Here is a 16,647-nt window from a genome sequence, read left to right as displayed (position 1 = left end):
AGAAACAATTTAAAAGTTTAAATGAAAGATTTCATTAAAATACTACAACGATTTCTCCCTCCCTATAAGAGTGATTTAATCATGAGTTTTGTATACAACTTACTTGCAGCAGTCTTTGGCGTATTCTCCTTTGTAATGATGCAACCTGTTCTCGAAATTCTTTTCAATGACACAAAAGTTATTGTAACCAAAGTGCCTTGGGAAGCAAGTGTAGATGCGATAAAGCACAATTTTTATTATTATACAACTCTTATAAAAGCTGAATATGGTGCAGACTCTACACTTCTGTTTGTGGGTATTGTATTACTTATCGCGGTACTTTTCAAAGTTACTTTTACGTACTTTGGTTCTTACCACACCGTCCAAGTTAGAAACTCTGTCGTTAGAGATATTAGAACAAAAATCTATGACAAAATTGTAAACCTTCCGATTCCTTTCTTTACAGAAGAAAAAAAAGGGGATATTATTTCACGATCGACTTCTGATGTCCAAGAGGTAGAAAACTCTGTAATGAACTCACTTGATATGTTCATTAAGAACCCAATTCTAATTATCGTAGCCTTAGTTACAATGATTATTATGAGCCCACAAATGACACTTTTCTCTTTCATCATTTTACCCGTTGCTGGCTATATTATTGGTCGAATTGGAAAATCATTAAAAAAGAAGTCGCGTTTAGGACAAAATAAGATGGGCGATCTACTTTCAACCATTGAAGAAACACTTTCAGGTCTTCGAATTATCAAAGCCTTTACTGCTGAAGAAAAGGTATCTGCAAAATTTGCTACAGAAAATAATGACTACCGTCGTATTATGAACAGCCTAATGCGACGAAGAATTCTAGCACATCCCATAAGTGAATTCTTAGGAACTGTAGTGATTGTGATTGTACTTTGGTATGGTGGTCGTTTAATCTTAACTGGTGAAGGTGGCATGAATGGTGCTGGATTTATAGCTTATTTGGTTGTGTTTTATTCAATCATTAACCCAGCTAAAGCATTTTCAAAAGCCTTATACAGCATTCAAAAAGGATTGGCTGCTATGGATCGAATTGATCAAATTTTAGAAGCTGAGTCAACTATTGTTGATAAGGTCAATGCAAAATCGATTAGTCAATTTGAAACTGCGATTGAATACAGAAATGTTGGTTTCTCATACAATGGAGAAAAGCAAGTTCTTAAAAATATTAATCTTAAAATTCCAAAAGGCAAAACCATTGCTCTTGTTGGTCAATCGGGTTCTGGGAAAACAACTTTCGTAGATTTATTACCTCGATTTTACGATGTGATTGAAGGTGGAATTTTTGTTGATGGTGAAGATATTCGAAATTGTAAAATAACTGATCTACGTAACCTAATGGGTAACGTAAATCAGGAATCGATTCTATTCAATGATACAATTTTCGGCAATATTGCTTTTGGTGTTGAGAATGCAACAAAGGAACAAGTTGAAGCAGCAGCAAAAATTGCAAATGCTCACGACTTTATTACAGCTACTGAAGAGGGGTACTATACTAATATTGGTGATCGTGGCGGTAAACTTTCTGGAGGTCAACGTCAGCGTTTAAGTATTGCACGAGCTGTTCTTAAGAATCCTCCAATCATGATTCTTGATGAAGCAACTTCTGCCCTTGATACAGAGTCAGAACGTTTGGTACAGGATGCTTTGGATAAGTTGATGCGAAACAGAACTTCAATTGTAATTGCTCACCGTTTATCTACAATTAAGAATGCAGATTTGATTTGTGTTTTCCACGAAGGTGAAATTGTTGAACGAGGCAAGCATGATGAACTTATTAAATTAAATGGAACTTATAAGAAGCTTAATGATATGCAGATGTTGTAGTCTTTAAATAAAATATTTATAAAGGAAAGATGATTCTTAATTGAATCATCTTTTTTTGTATCACTTTTCTTTTCGCTCTAGCTATAATAATCTTCAATCCCTTTTCTTTCTTATACTAGGATATTAGTTTCAATAAATATGAAAATCCAACGTCATCCTGAATTTATTTCAGAATATCACAATCAATCGTAAAGATTCTGAAACAAGTTCAGAATGACAATTACATATAAACCTGAAATTAATCCGATTCTTAGGACTAGTATAAAAAAAAAGATGATCTATAATAGATCATCTTTTTCATTTAATATCAATTGAAAACTTAAAATTCTTTCTTCAATTGCTCAACCCAAGCCTTAATACGCTCATCAGTTAAAGCTGCCTGGTTCTCAATATCAAGAGCCAAACCTAAGAATTTCCCATCGCGTATAGCAACTGAACGTTCAAAATTATAACCTTCAGAACTAGTTAAACCAATAAGCTTAGCACCACGTTTTTCCATAGCTGTGGCTAATAAGCCAATACCATCAACAAAATTCTCTGCATACCCCACTTGATCGCCTAAACCAAAAAGAGCTATTTTCTTTCCTTTCAACTTAAATTCTTCAATGGCTGGCATAAATTCATCCCAATAGTTAGGTAATTCGCCATCGAACCAAGTTGGCACGCCAAGCACCAAATTTTTATAACTTAAAAAGCTCTCTTCATCTATCTCCTCAACATTTACCAATTCAACATCAAATTCTTTCCCAAAAGCTTTCTTTATCTTCTCAGCATTCTTCGAAGTTTTAATGGTATTGAAACTGTATATTAATCCAATTTTAGTCATCATCTCAATTTTAATAATCTAACAAATCCTTAGCCGCAACATAAATTTTATCTATATTTGGAAGAGTTGCTTTCTCCAAAATTCGATTAAATCCAACTGGTGTAAAAGTAGATCCGACACGTCTTACTGGAGCGTCCAAATGTTTAAACGCTTCCTCAGTAATCGTTGCAGCAATTTCACCACCGAATCCAGCAAAAACTTTATCTTCATGCACAACCAAAACTTTATTGGTCTTAGCAACCGACTTAATAACCGTTTCCTTATCCAAAGGTACAAGTGTACGTAGATCAATAACCTCAACATTTTTGCCTAATTCCTTAGCAATTTTATCAGCTACCTCAACACACATGTGCGTTGTGTTACCATAAGTAACAATAGTCAAATCGGTACCTTCACGACGAACACGAGCCTTACCAAATGGCACCTCAAAATCGTCGGGAACTACAGCTGCCGCCTTAGGATCGTTATATAAAGCCTTTGGCTCCATAAATACAGTCATACCCTTAGAACGAATCGACGTACGAAGTAAACCTGCAGCATCATCAGCGTAAGATGGATAAACAATACGAACACCAGGGAAAGTTGCCAAAGCGCCTTCAATATTTTGAGAGTGATACAAACCTCCACCAATATACCCTCCAGAAGCAAGTCTTACCGTAATATTAGGTGAAAATTGACCTTTTGTACGCCAATATTCATGAGTTGTTTCAACAAATTGCTCCATAGCTGGCCAAAAATAATCGGCAAACTCAGCACCTTCAACCACAATACGAATATTATCGTTATAACGACTCATTCCATTGGCAGTACCCATAATAAAGTCTTCGGCAATAGGCGCATTAAATACACGTTCAATACCAAACTCTTGTTGCATCCCTTTTGATACATTGAAAATACCACCCTTATCTTTATTGGCAATATCTTGTCCCCAAATAAAAGTATCCGGATTATGACGGAATTCAGCCTTTAAAGTTTCATTTAAACCTTCGATTAATTTCTTAGGCTCGCCCGTTTCGTTATGAAGTCCTTCAGGATATTTCGCTGCTGGATATGCATCAGGAATGACAAAATCATGTATGGAATTTGGATCTGGATCTGGAGCAGTTAAACCAGCACGGTGTGCTTTCTTAACCTGCAATTTTACATCAGCTTCAATCGCTACCAATTCTTCCTCTGTAAAACGCTTATATCGAATTAACAGACGACGGAATTTAGCTAAAGGATCATTTTTTTCCACATAACTCAACTCCGCATTATCACGATACAAGACGTGCTTATCTGAATTTGAGTGAGCACCCATACGAACACAATTCGCTTGAACAATAGCTGGCATTTGATTTTCAACAGCATAAGCTTTTGCTTCAGTCATGGTATTCATCGAATCGAAAACATCCTTACCATTACAATGGAATATCTTCAAGTACTTTAATCCTTTAAAGTTATCAGCAACCTTACGATTAGCCGTTTGGTCTTTTTTAGGAACTGAAATACCATAACCATTGTCTTGGATTACAAAAATAACCGGCAACTGCTCTTTCGATGCACCATTAATTGCCTCATAAACGTAACCTTCAGAAACTGAAGATTCTCCCTGAGAACTAATAGCAACACCTTTACCTTTATAATATTTTAAAGCTCTTGCAATACCTACAGCATGCAATGTATGATTACCAGTACATGATGAAACATTATGAACATTCCATTCGGGTTTTGCAAAGTGATTCGACATATGTCGTCCGCCACCTGCTACGTCCGTATCTTTTGAAATACCATTGAAAATAACTTCTTCAGCAGTTAAACCTGCCGATAGTGAAGTTAACATATCGCGGTAGTATGGGAAAAGATGGTCAGTTTTTCTATCAAAAACCTGACCTATAGCTAATTGAATCCCATCGTGACCTGCATAAGGAGCATGGTAAGACCAGCCAATAGCTTGTTTCAAATAATTAGGTGCTTTCTCATCAAGAGCACGACCTAAAGTCATTAAGTTAAACCAGTCAGCAAGCTGCTTTTTAGATGTTTCTTTTATGCTATATTTTTTCTTATCTGTCATTGTTATTGTCATTAATGATTTATTACTCTATTCTTAAACGTTTCTTGTCACATCAAATTCCTCCAAATAGTCGGCAATCTTTCTCAAGAAAGCGCCACCAAGAGCTCCATCAACCACACGGTGATCGTAGGATAGTGATAAAAACATTTTCTGACGTGGCACTATAACATCGCCAGCTGCTGTTTCTAATACAGCTGGTTTCTTCTCAATAGTTCCTACTGCAAGAATTGCAACCTGAGGTTGATTGATAATAGGTGTTCCCATTACATTTTTGAACGATCCAAAATTCGAAATCGTAAATGTTCCGCCCGAAACATCGTCTGCATCTAACTTATTATTTCTAGCCTTATCAGCTAAATTATTCATACCAACAGTTATACCTAAAAGGTTTTTCTGATCAGCATTCTTTATAACAGGTACAATCAAATTCCCAGAAGGTAAAGCAACAGCTACACCAATATTTATATCTTTCTTGACAATAATTTTATAATCATCAACCGATGAATTAATCATTGGATAATCACGCAAAGCTTTTGAAACAGCCTCAATGATAATAGGCAAGAAAGTAATCTTCGTTTTCTCTTTAGCGAAAAACTCATCTTTTATCTTATTCCTCCAATTCACCATATCAGTTACATCAGCCTCGACCATTGCTGTAACATGTGGCGAAGTTTGTTTCGACATAACCATATGATCAGCAATAATTCGACGCATACGATCCATTTCTATAATTTGATCGTTTGCACCTACTGACATCGATACTTTTGGTTTTTCTACTTTTGCAAGTGGTTTTACTATATCCCCTTTTGCTGGAGTAGCTACTGCCATATTAGTAGGCGTTTGTCTTTCAGCAACAAACTTCAGAATATCTTCTTTCTGAACTCGTCCATCTTTACCATGTCCTACAATAGCATCTAATTCTGATTGGGAAATATTTTCTTTTTGAGCAATAGCCTTTACCAAAGGAGAATAAAAACGATCTGAATCAGATTTAATTTCAGCAACATCACTCACAACCTGTTCTTCAATTTCCTCAACAACAAGCTTTTCTGTGACTTGAGGCACCTGTTCTGCATCTGCAGCATCCTCGCTCATATCAACAATAGCAACAATCTCTCCCACAGGCACAACATCGTCTTCTTTGAAGCGAAGCTCAACAATTTTACCTGAGACTGGAGATGGAATCTCGGAATCTACCTTGTCTGTAGCAATCTCAAAAAGCATGTCATCCTCTTCGATAACATCATTTAACTTTACAAACATTTTAGTGATCGTTGCCTCCTGAACACTCTCTCCCAACTTGGGCATTAGAATTTCAAAACTTGACATATATTTCTTAATTATTAGTTAGAATCATTATAAATAATAAACAAATATATTAATTATTTTTATTTAGACTATTTATAATTTACTTTTTTTGCAATGTTTAAATAGCAAAACGAATTAGCAATTGTATATCAATTAATTACAAATAACTTAACCACAAGTTAGTGAATATTTATTAACGAAAAAATACATTATTGTGTGAAATACAAACGTTTTATAAAAAAACTCTTCAAATAGTTAGCTAAATCTATTATTCAAATTATTTTTGTCTTGAAATAAAAAAAAACAGCATGAAGGATTACAATTATAAACTGGAGATATCAGCTAATCAAGAAGAAGTATTTAATGCGCTGACTAATTCCTTCCAAATTGAACTATGGACAGGACAACCAGCGACAATGGATGATCAAGTTGGAACAGTCTTTTCTTTATGGGATGGTGACATATCAGGCTGCAACATTCAAGTTGTAAAAGATTACAAATTAGTACAAGAATGGTTCTTTGGCGAAACAGAACATGATTCAATAGTAACTATAACACTTAAAAAGGTTGGAAAAAACACTTCTCTAGAATTAACACACACCAATATTCCTGATGAAGCCTATGATGAAATTATCGAAGGTTGGACCGAATATTACTTAGGCTCAATGAAAAGCTTTTTAGAGTTTTATTAGAAAATTTTAAAAATAACATATAGAAAAACCGCAATTCAATAGAATTGCGGTTTTTTTTTGGATTTATAAATATGATCTCCTAATTCGATTTTAAAATGAATAAATAAGCCGGTCCTTCGTCATCTTCTCAACTTAATTGATATAAACATCAATAATAATTATCAAAACTTGATCATATCATTATTCTCAGGCTTAATTCATATTCTAAAAATACAGTCTTGTCATCGATAAAGATAAGACTAGGACAATTTCATATTTTTTATAGTTCTTCTATTCACAATTTTAGTGAGTAGGATATTATTTGCTAATAAATAAGTTATCATTTTGATAAAATTAAAACCAAGAGATACTTTCCAAGCAGAATATCAGAATTTTCAAATCATTAAGAATTTACACCAATTGCTCCTACAAAGGAGAAGCAAATAGATCCATTCAAAGCTTGAAACAGAAAAGATTTATTTTTTTCAAAAAAAAAGTTCTAAATAGTCTCTAGGGAATCAAACACTTACATAAAACCAATACTTTTTTTACAAAAAAATGTTTCTAGGAGGCTTGTATATTCGGGGAAAGCATCTATATTTGCATCGCAATAGAGGGAAAACGTTCCCTTATAAACGTTGCAATTGGGGAAGATACCAAAGTGGCCAACTGGGGCGGACTGTAACTCCGCTGACTTCGTCTTCGTAGGTTCGAATCCTGCTCTTCCCACAACATTCTGAAGCAACAAAATTCATTTGATAACGATCGAATGAACTGCTAAAGATCTGCGGGAATAGCTCAGTTGATAGAGCATCAGCCTTCCAAGCTGAGGGTCGCGAGTTTGAGTCTCGTTTCCCGCTCAATTTTATTGCAAATTTAATGGGGAGATACCAAAGTGGCCAACCGGGGCAGACTGTAACTCTGCTGACTTCGTCTTCGTAGGTTCGAATCCTGCTCTCCCCACTTTAACATTACTTGAGAAACAAACGTGTTTCTTGTATGCGGGAATAGCTCAGTTGATAGAGCATCAGCCTTCCAAGCTGAGGGTCGCGAGTTTGAGTCTCGTTTCCCGCTCAATTATTATTGGAGAGATGGCAGAGTGGTCGAATGCGGTAGTCTTGAAAACTATTGTGCGGCAACGTACCGGGGGTTCGAATCCCTCTCTCTCCGCTTAAAAAGGGAGTTTCATTCATTTGAGACTCCCTTTTTTTATGTCCTGAATTTTATGGAATGAGAACTCTTTGGGAGTTCGTAATAAATTCATGACGAGAAACGAGGAACAATCACCTTCTCTCCGCAATTTAGGAATCATCCTAATCCAAAAGGCTGTAAATCTATTGATTTACACGTTTTTATTTACACTCAATTCACTCTACCACAAATAAAGTCAATAGTAAGGTGTACTCTCAGGTGAACAAATTTAAGACCTAACTTTTGAACCGAATCCTAAAACTTCACTTAGATTCCATATCAATAAGTACCTTTTTTAAATTTTAAGACGTCGATTTCTCACTCTTAAAAAGCTTCTCGCCCCTTACATATAGGAATTACAAGCTTAAAACAATCAATATCCACAGAATTTATCTTTGTTCTGATTCCAAAGTTTATTTGTAAAAATTAAAAACATCTCTTATCTTCGTGCACGAACACGACATCGTGATACGCTTATAAATAAAAGTATTTCTAACACATAAACAATCGATTTAAATTTTTATTTTTCAAATAACCGTGTTCGGAAACGGTTGAAATGAAATTTATAATACAATAACAATGAAAAAGTTTTTAGACGACGATTTTATACTTGAAACGGAAACTGCAAAAAAACTATATCATGAATTTGCTGCCGATCTTCCTATCATCGATTACCATTGTCATATAGATCCTAAAGAAATAGCTGAAGATAAAAAGTTTGAGAACATGACTCAAATATGGTTATATGGAGATCATTACAAATGGAGGGCCTTAAGAGCCAATGGTATTAATGAAGAAAACATTACCGGAAAAGCCTCCGACTGGGAAAAATTCGAAAGTTGGGCAAAAACAGTCCCTTATACGCTTCGCAACCCACTATATCACTGGACACATTTAGAATTAAAAAAGCCATTTGGTATTGAAAAAATATTAAGTCCAGATACAGCCAAAGAAATTTGGGATGAATGCAACGCCAAATTAAACACATCCGAATTTTCAAGTAGAGGTCTTATTCGCAAAGCCAATGTAGAAGTTATTGGTACCACCGATGATCCTGCTGATTCTTTGGAATATCACAAAGCCATTAAAGATTCGGGCTTTGAAACAAAAGTAGTTCCTTCTTGGCGTCCAGATAAAGCGATGGCTGTTGATAATATAACAGAATACAACCTTTACATTGACAAGCTAGCTAATGTAGCTGAAATGAAAATCGACACGATTGAAGATTTACTGACAGCTCTTAAAAAACGTCACGATTTCTTTGCTGAAATGGGATGTAAAGCCTCAGACCATGGATTAGATCAATTTTATTCAGCCGATTACACAGCTCTTGAATTTTCAGAAATATTTCTAAAAATCCGCAAAGCATATAAACTAAACGAAACCGAAAAATTAAAATTTAAATCAGCAATGCTTTACGAATTGGCTGTACTTGATCATTCAAAAGGATGGGTACAACAATTTCACGCAGGTGTAACTCGTAACCACAATACTCGAATGTTTAATAAACTTGGAGCTGATACAGGTTTCGACTCTATTACTGACAAGTTAGTTGCTGAAGATTTGTCAAAATTTTTAAACCGTTTAGAAAAAGATGAAAAACTAACTAAAACCATTCTTTATAACTTAAACCCAGCTCATAATGAAGTGTATGCAACCATGATTGGCAACTTTCAAGATGGTAAAACAGCTGGTAAAATTCAATGGGGATCTGGATGGTGGTTTTTAGATCAGAAAGATGGAATGGAAAAGCAAATGAATACACTTTCTAATCTTGGCTTATTAAGCCGATTTGTAGGTATGCTTACAGATTCAAGATCATTCCTAAGCTACAGTCGACATGAATATTTCCGCAGAATTCTATGTAATTTAATCGGGAACGACGTTGAAAAAGGATTAATTCCCTACAACGAAGAATTGCTAAAAGAAGTGGTTCAAGGAATTTGCTATTATAACGCAAAAAAATATTTCAATTTTTAATTAATCTCAGACAAAATACACAATGAATAAAGTAGTAACCTTCGGTGAAATAATGTTAAGACTTGCAACTCCAGGATATGCAAGATTCTCACAGGTTGATTCTTTTAATGCAACCTATGGTGGTGGCGAAGCTAACGTTGCCGTTTCTTTGGCAAATTATGGTTTAGATGTAGATTTCGTAAGTCGTCTACCAAAAAATGATATTGGAAGAGCCTGCATGATGGACCTTCGAAAATATGGTGTAAACGTTGACAATATTGTATGGGGTGGAGATCGTTTGGGAATTTATTTTCTTGAAACAGGTGCTGTAAGCCGTGGTAGTAAAGTTGTTTACGATAGAGCTCATTCAGCCATCTCAGAAATTGAATCGGGAATGATCGATTGGGATCAAGTGTTTAAAGGAGCAACATGGTTTCATTGGACAGGAATTACCCCTGCAATTTCTCAAGGAGCTGCTGATGTTTGCTTAGAAGCAATTCAAGAGGCTAACAAAAGAGGAATTACTGTTTCAACAGACTTAAACTACAGAAAAAACCTTTGGAACTACGGCAAATCTGCAGGTGAAGTAATGCCAGAATTGGTTGCGGGTTGTGATGTGATTTTAGGTAACGAAGAAGATGCTGCAAAAGTATTAGGAATTAGTCCTGAAGGTCTTGATGTTACCGGTGGACATGTGGAAGCTGATGCTTACCTTTCTGTATCTAAACAGATCATGAAACAATTTCCTCGTTGCAAAAAAGTAATTACCACTTTGCGAGGATCAATAAGTGCTAATCACAATAGCTGGACAGGTGTTCTTTATGATGGTAAAACACTTTACAAAGCAAATAACACCTACCAAATTACTCACATTGTTGATCGTGTTGGTGGTGGTGACTCTTTTATGGGTGGACTAATTTATGGTTTACTTACTTACCCAGACAATGACCAAAACGCATTGAATTTTGCAGTTGCTGCATCTTGTTTAAAGCATACTGTTTATGGCGACTACAATCAAGTTACAGTTGAAGAGGTTGAAAAATTAATGAATGGTGATGCTTCCGGACGAGTAGCACGTTAATATTAAATTATAAATGATGAATTAATAATTATGAATTAAAGAAATCTAATACTCTTATTGATAGAGCAAGACAACTCATAATTCATAACTTATACTTCATAATTAAAATAGAAATGGCTAAATTTTCAAGAATAGAAGTAGCATTAAAAATGAAAGAAACAGGTATGGTTCCTGTGTTTTTTCATTCGGATATTGAAGTTTGTAAAAATATATTAAAAGCTTGTTACTCTGGTGGTGCACGCTTATTCGAATTTGTAAATCGTGGCGATTTTGCTCACGAGGTTTTCGGAGAGTTAATTAAATGGTCTGCAAAAGAATGCCCAGAGATGATTCTAGGTGTTGGATCGGTTATCGATGCAGGAACGACTTCATTATACATTCAGTTGGGAGCAAATTTTGTAGTTTCTCCAATTTTAAATGCTGAAATGGCAAAAGTATGTAATCGCAGAAAAGTAGCATGGTCGCCAGGTTGTGGTTCACTTACTGAGATTTCTTACGCAGAAGAATTGGGTGCCGAAGTGGTTAAAATATTCCCTGGATCACAAGTTGGAGGTCCAGATTTCGTAAAAGCTGTAAAAGGTCCATTCCCTTGGTCATCAATTATGCCAACAGGTGGTGTAAAACCAGAAAGAGAGAACCTAACTCAATGGTTTAATGCTGGCGTGCATTGCGTTGGTATGGGATCTCAGTTAATGATCAAAAACGATGATGGTTCATTCAATTACAAAGCAATTGAAGAAAAAACATCTAGTGCACTTTCAATTATTCAAGAAATTAAAAAATAAGAGATATGGAAACCAATTTAAAAAATAAAGTAGCTGTTGTAACTGGAGCTGGCGGAGTAATTTGTTCAGAAATGGCAAAATCATTAGCTGCAATGGGTGTAAAAACAGCCTTAGTAGATATCAATGCTGAAGCTGTTGAAAAATTAGCTAAGGAAATTGAGAAAGAATACAATGTCTCTTCTATAGGAGTAGGTGCAAGCGTACTCGACAAAGATTCATTAATCAATGCTAAGAAAATCATCAACAACAAGTTAGGAAGCATCGATTATCTTATCAATGGAGCTGGAGGGAATTCTCCTATGGCTACATCTGGTGTAGACCAAATGGTAGATGCTGATCTTGAAAACTTAGATGAGACTTTCTTTGGAATGAAAATGGAAGGTTTTGATAAAGTTTTTGATTTAAATTTTAAAGGAACGATTCTTCCAACAATGGTATTTTCAATGGATATGATCGAAAAGAAAGAAGGTTCAATTGTAAACATATCTTCGATGAATTCTTTTCGTCCATTAACTCGAATTGCTGCTTATTCTGCTGCAAAAGCAGCGGTTAATAATTTCACTCAATGGTTATCTGTCCATTTTTCTAAAATGGGTGTTCGTGTTAATGCAATTGCTCCAGGTTTCCTATTAACAAATCAGAATCGTTTTTTATTGACTGATGAAGCAACAGGTGAGCCAACTGCTCGTGGTGTGAAAATCATCAACAATACACCAATGGAACGTTACGGTACTCCTGATGAATTACAGGGAACCCTACTCTATCTATTATCAGACTGGTCAGCATTTGTAACAGGTGTTGTAATTCCTGTTGATGGTGGATTTAGTGCATACAGTGGCGTTTAATTAGGCTTTTTAGTTTCATTTATATATTAGGTTAGGTTAGTGTGATAAAACGGAACAAGAATTCAATCATCTCTTGTCCGTTTTATTCACTTTTAAAACAAAAAATATGTCATTAGAACAAACATGGAGATGGTACGGTCCTAACGACCCAATCTCTTTACAAGAAATAAAGCAAACTGGAGCAACAGGAATAGTTTCGGCTCTTCATCATATTCCAAACGGAGAAGTTTGGACAATCAAAGAAATTAAAAAGAGAATTGCAGAAATTGAAGCAGTCGGACTTCGTTGGTCGGTTGTGGAAAGTGTTCCCGTTCACGAGGATATTAAAAAAAGAACTTGGAACTTCAAACAATATATTGAAAACTACAAGGAAAGCATTAAAAACCTTGGGGCTTGTGGTATCGAAACTATCTGCTACAATTTTATGCCAGTACTAGATTGGTCTAGAACCGATTTAGCTTTTGAATCGGGAGATGGATCTAATGCTCTTAAATTTGATATCGATATATTTGCAGCTTTTGATGTTTTTATCCTAAAAAGAGAAAATTCAAGAAAAGATTATTCTGAAGCTATTTTGAAAAGAGCTGAGGCTAAATTCAAAGCCATGTCGGCCGCAGATATCGAAAAAATTACAAGAAACGTTATCGCTGGACTACCTGGAGCTGAAGAATCTTATACATTAGAAAGTTTTCAGAAAGTATTGGATGGATACAAAGGAATAGGTGCTGTAGAACTAAAGAAAAATTTACACGAATTCTTACGTGAGATTATCCCTGTGGCTGAACAAGCTGGAGTAAGAATGGCAATTCACCCAGATGATCCACCACGTGCTTTACTTGGATTACCTAGAGTAGTAAGTACAATTGAAGATGCAATAGAGCTAACAAAAGTTATTGATTCTGTTTCGAATGGTATCACTTTGTGTACTGGATCCTTTGGTGCTGGTCATTTTAATGACTTACCTGAAATGACTAAAATACTGGCTCCAAGAATCAACTTTGTTCACCTACGAAATGTGAAACGCGATGCTGAAGGAAATTTTGAAGAAGAGTATTTGTTCGACGGTGATATTGACATTCCTGCTGTAATGAGAGCATTATTAGTTGAGGAAAAAGAACGTAAAGAATCTGGCAGAAAAGATTGGCAAATGCCTATGCGTCCTGATCATGGAAATAAAATGTTAGATGACCTTCCAAAGAAAACCAACCCAGGATATTCTCTTTACGGAAGAATGAAAGGTTTAGCCGAACTAAGAGGTTTAGAACAAGGATTAATGGCTAATCTTAAGTAGTACCAAACTAACATCATAATCTATCTTATATAGATGATTTTGAAATTAAATTGATATAAAATTCTAATTCTTAATAATCTCAACCATTAAGAATTAGAATCAATCTTTAGCTCCAAATAAGGCATGAAAAAAACACAAGTATTTTCCAAGCTATTTTTAGGCATTATCTCTTGCTTTCTACTTTTTAGTTGTCAGGAAGTAAGTCAGCATAAAACTTTAAAGTTAGCACACGGTTTAGATCCAACACATCCAGTTCATAAATCCATGTTATATATGGCTAAAGAGTTGGAAAAAATATCCGATGGACAAATGAGCCTTGAAATTTATCCAAGTGGTCAATTGGGATCCGAACAACAATGTGTCGAATTGATACAATTGGGAAGTCTGGCAATTACAAAAGTTTCGGCGGCTGTAATGGAAGGCTTTACAAATAACTATCAAGTACTTGGATTACCTTATATTTTCCGTTCTAAACATCATGCTTTTAATGTTTTGGATGGACCCATTGGTGAGGAATTATTAGCCTCTACCGAAAAATTCAATTTGAAAGGTTTGTGTTTTTACGATGCTGGTGCTAGAAGCTTTTATACTTTAAATAAAAGTATTGAAACACCTGAAGATTTAAAGGGATTAAAAATGCGAGTGATGAAGAGCCAAACTGCCATGAGTATGGTAAAAGCCTTGGGAGGTTCTCCAACACCCATTTCTTGGGGAGAATTATACACCGCTCTTCAAAGTGGTGTGGTAGATGGTGCAGAAAATAATCCACCTAGTCTTTATACTTCACATCATTACGAAGTTTGCAAGTATTACTCCTTAAATGAACATACTAGAGTTCCCGATGTTCTAATTATCAGCACTGTAGTTTGGAATAAATTGAACGATCAACAACAAAAATGGTTACAAGCAGCAGCTAAAAAATCGGTAATTGAAGAGCGTAAATTATGGGCAGCTTCGGAAGAGGAATCCTTAAGAAAGTTGAAAGAAAATGGGGTTATTATTACCTATCCTAAAAAAGATAAATTTGCCGAACGTGTACAACCTCTATTAGACGCTTATCAGGATCAACCAAAACTGTATCAATTAATCCAGCGTATTCAAGCAACAGAAGACTAATCCTGTAGAACTTATGACATTCAAAAATCAATTAGATCGAATACTCGAAAAGATACTTATTAGCCTCATGTGCATTCTTGTACTCGATGTGCTTTGGCAAGTATTAAGCCGTTACGCATTAGCGGCTCCAAGTTCTTTCACCGACGAATTAGCCGGATTTTTACTTATATGGGTTGGCTTATTAGGAGCTGCTTATGTAGCGGGGCAGAAAGAGCATTTAGCAATCGATTTACTCCTGCAAAAATCATCGCCGGCAAATCAAAAACGTTTAGTTCGTTTTATTAATGTATGCATTGCTTTATTTGCTTTAAGTGTGATGATTATTGGCGGAAGTTGGTTGGTAATTACTCGTTTTCAATTTCAGGTCAACTCAGCAGCTTTGCAAATTCCCTTGGGCTATATCTATCTTGTTTTACCCCTTAGCGGATTAATTACCCTTTACTACTCAATTGTWTTTATTGTTGAACCAGCAGAAGAATTAAACTAATGGAATATATCGGAATTATAGTACTCATTGTATCGTTTTTATTCTTACTGATAGTCGGAGTTCCTATTGCCTATAGCATCGGAATCTCTGGAATATTAACCATGCTGGTGAGTATTGACTCTTTACCTGCATTTGCTACTTTTGCACAAAGAATGGCTACCGGATTAGATAGTTTTGCTCTCCTCGCAATCCCCTTTTTCATACTCGCAGGAAATATAATGAACAGTGGTGGCATCGCCATTCGCTTAATTAATTTAGCTCGTGTTTTGGTGGGCAGATTGCCAGCAAGTTTGGCCTTTGTTAATGTCTTTGCCAACATGTTATTTGGTGCCATATCGGGTTCGGCAGCAGCTTCTGCATCTGCCATTGGAGCCATTATGGGACCCGAAATGAAAAAAGAAGGCTATGACGAAAGCTTTAGTGCTTCTGTTAATATCGCTTCGGCCACAACAGGTTTATCTATTCCTCCWAGTAATATTCTAATTGTATACTCATTAGCGAGTGGTGGTGCTTCTATTACAGCCCTTTTCTTAGCAGGATATATTCCTGGAATCTTAACCGGATTCTCAATCATGATAACGGCAATGTGTATATCAATYTATCAAAAYAAAGGCATTAGCGCCATGTTTAAAACCTTATTTAAAGTTTTTATTGGTGTCGCACTTATCCTTTCGGTACTTTATGCATTAAATATGCTTAAAGCGATTTCTCCTTCGGGATTTAAAGGAGTTAGCACTTCGCTAGCAGTATTAGTAATTGGTTTTATTGCTTATAAATTACGCAATAAAAAAGCGGGTATTAAAAGAGGACTAAACATTTTATGGCAAGCTGTTCCTAGTTTATTTTTACTAATTATTGTAATTGGTGGAATTATAGCTGGATTTTTTACAGCCACAGAAGCTTCTGCTGTTGCCGTTCTTTACGCTCTTGTTTTAAGCTTAATCTACAAAGAAATTACGGTTAAGGATATTCCAAAAATCGTACTTGGTTCGGTAAAAACCACTGCAATTGTATTAATCCTTGTTGCAACCTGTATTGGYTTATCATGGATTATGGCCTATGAAAATATCCCTCAAAATGTAAGTGCTGGTTTACTAGGACTTAGCGATAATCCAATTGTTATCTTACTACTGATTAATTTAATTCTTTTAGTTGTTGGTGTATTTATGGATATGACTCCAGCTGTACT

The 16,647-nt window shown here is 35.5% G+C and carries 13 protein-coding genes and 5 tRNA genes; 15 read left to right on the top strand and 3 right to left on the bottom strand.

All coding sequences use genetic code 11. The annotated features are described in order from the left end of the window. Nucleotides 1-21 precede the first annotated feature (21 nt). On the top strand, nucleotides 22-1,845 hold the full coding sequence (locus EMN46_RS13745) for an ABC transporter ATP-binding protein (protein WP_154201395.1): 1,824 nt from the start codon (nucleotides 22-24) through the stop codon (nucleotides 1,843-1,845). 319 nt (nucleotides 1,846-2,164) lie between these two features. On the opposite strand, the gene EMN46_RS13740 is transcribed toward EMN46_RS13745, so the two are convergent. From EMN46_RS13740 to EMN46_RS13730, 3 genes are read right to left on the bottom strand one after another with little or no spacing between them, the layout of a single operon-like run. Next, on the bottom strand, nucleotides 2,165-2,671 hold the full coding sequence (locus tag EMN46_RS13740; protein ID WP_154201394.1) for a flavodoxin: 507 nt from the start codon (nucleotides 2,669-2,671) through the stop codon (nucleotides 2,165-2,167). A gap of 10 nt (nucleotides 2,672-2,681) precedes the next feature. Then, nucleotides 2,682-4,724 carry a thiamine pyrophosphate-dependent enzyme gene (locus EMN46_RS13735; protein ID WP_154201393.1) on the bottom strand — a complete coding sequence of 681 codons (2,043 nt, stop codon included), beginning with the start codon at nucleotides 4,722-4,724 and terminating at the stop codon, nucleotides 2,682-2,684. Between the two features lie 33 nt (nucleotides 4,725-4,757). After that, nucleotides 4,758-6,053: a dihydrolipoamide acetyltransferase family protein gene (locus EMN46_RS13730; RefSeq protein ID WP_154201392.1), complete on the bottom strand. Its 1,296-nt coding sequence runs from the start codon at nucleotides 6,051-6,053 to the stop codon at nucleotides 4,758-4,760. A gap of 287 nt (nucleotides 6,054-6,340) precedes the next feature. On the opposite strand from EMN46_RS13730, the gene EMN46_RS13725 reads away from it, so the two are divergent. From EMN46_RS13725 to EMN46_RS13660, 14 genes are all read left to right on the top strand, one after another. After that, entirely contained in the window at nucleotides 6,341-6,724 is a 384-nt protein-coding gene (locus EMN46_RS13725; protein ID WP_154201391.1) for an SRPBCC domain-containing protein, read from the top strand. Nucleotides 6,725-7,350: 626 nt separating this feature from the next. Then, a tRNA-Tyr gene (locus tag EMN46_RS13720) sits at nucleotides 7,351-7,432 on the top strand. Between the two features lie 58 nt (nucleotides 7,433-7,490). Then, nucleotides 7,491-7,563: transfer RNA gene (locus EMN46_RS13715), tRNA-Gly, on the top strand. Between the two features lie 21 nt (nucleotides 7,564-7,584). Then, nucleotides 7,585-7,666: transfer RNA gene (locus EMN46_RS13710), tRNA-Tyr, on the top strand. A gap of 38 nt (nucleotides 7,667-7,704) precedes the next feature. Beyond that, nucleotides 7,705-7,777, top strand: a tRNA-Gly gene (locus tag EMN46_RS13705). Nucleotides 7,778-7,788: 11 nt separating this feature from the next. Continuing rightward, nucleotides 7,789-7,873 (top strand) — tRNA-Ser (locus EMN46_RS13700). A 600-nt stretch (nucleotides 7,874-8,473) separates the two neighbouring features. Beyond that, nucleotides 8,474-9,874, top strand: a complete 1,401-nt coding sequence (gene uxaC, locus EMN46_RS13695) for a glucuronate isomerase (RefSeq protein ID WP_154201390.1) — start codon at nucleotides 8,474-8,476, stop codon at nucleotides 9,872-9,874. Between the two features lie 22 nt (nucleotides 9,875-9,896). Then, nucleotides 9,897-10,934: a sugar kinase gene (locus EMN46_RS13690; protein WP_154201389.1), complete on the top strand. Its 1,038-nt coding sequence runs from the start codon at nucleotides 9,897-9,899 to the stop codon at nucleotides 10,932-10,934. Nucleotides 10,935-11,047: 113 nt separating this feature from the next. After that, nucleotides 11,048-11,719, top strand: a complete 672-nt coding sequence (locus tag EMN46_RS13685) for a bifunctional 4-hydroxy-2-oxoglutarate aldolase/2-dehydro-3-deoxy-phosphogluconate aldolase (RefSeq protein ID WP_154201388.1) — start codon at nucleotides 11,048-11,050, stop codon at nucleotides 11,717-11,719. Between the two features lie 5 nt (nucleotides 11,720-11,724). Continuing rightward, the gene (locus EMN46_RS13680; protein WP_154201387.1) at nucleotides 11,725-12,564 is read left to right on the top strand and encodes an SDR family oxidoreductase; all 840 of its coding nucleotides are present in this window, start codon (nucleotides 11,725-11,727) and stop codon (nucleotides 12,562-12,564) included. A 106-nt stretch (nucleotides 12,565-12,670) separates the two neighbouring features. Next, nucleotides 12,671-13,855 carry a mannonate dehydratase gene (gene uxuA / locus EMN46_RS13675; protein ID WP_154201386.1) on the top strand — a complete coding sequence of 395 codons (1,185 nt, stop codon included), beginning with the start codon at nucleotides 12,671-12,673 and terminating at the stop codon, nucleotides 13,853-13,855. A 123-nt stretch (nucleotides 13,856-13,978) separates the two neighbouring features. Next, the gene (locus EMN46_RS13670; protein ID WP_154201385.1) at nucleotides 13,979-14,971 is read left to right on the top strand and encodes a TRAP transporter substrate-binding protein; all 993 of its coding nucleotides are present in this window, start codon (nucleotides 13,979-13,981) and stop codon (nucleotides 14,969-14,971) included. 13 nt (nucleotides 14,972-14,984) lie between these two features. Then, nucleotides 14,985-15,458 carry a TRAP transporter small permease gene (locus EMN46_RS13665; protein ID WP_154201384.1) on the top strand — a complete coding sequence of 158 codons (474 nt, stop codon included), beginning with the start codon at nucleotides 14,985-14,987 and terminating at the stop codon, nucleotides 15,456-15,458. Further along, a partial coding sequence (locus EMN46_RS13660) for a TRAP transporter large permease (protein WP_154201383.1) occupies nucleotides 15,458-16,647 on the top strand: 1,190 nt, incomplete at its 3' end. The genes EMN46_RS13665 and EMN46_RS13660, both read left to right, overlap by 1 nt.

It is taken from the genome of Ancylomarina sp. 16SWW S1-10-2, assembly GCF_009669305.1.
In the GTDB taxonomy this organism is placed as follows: domain Bacteria; phylum Bacteroidota; class Bacteroidia; order Bacteroidales; family Marinifilaceae; genus Ancylomarina.
Note: the sequence above shows the minus strand (reverse complement) of the source record. Positions and strands in the feature narration are given on the sequence as shown.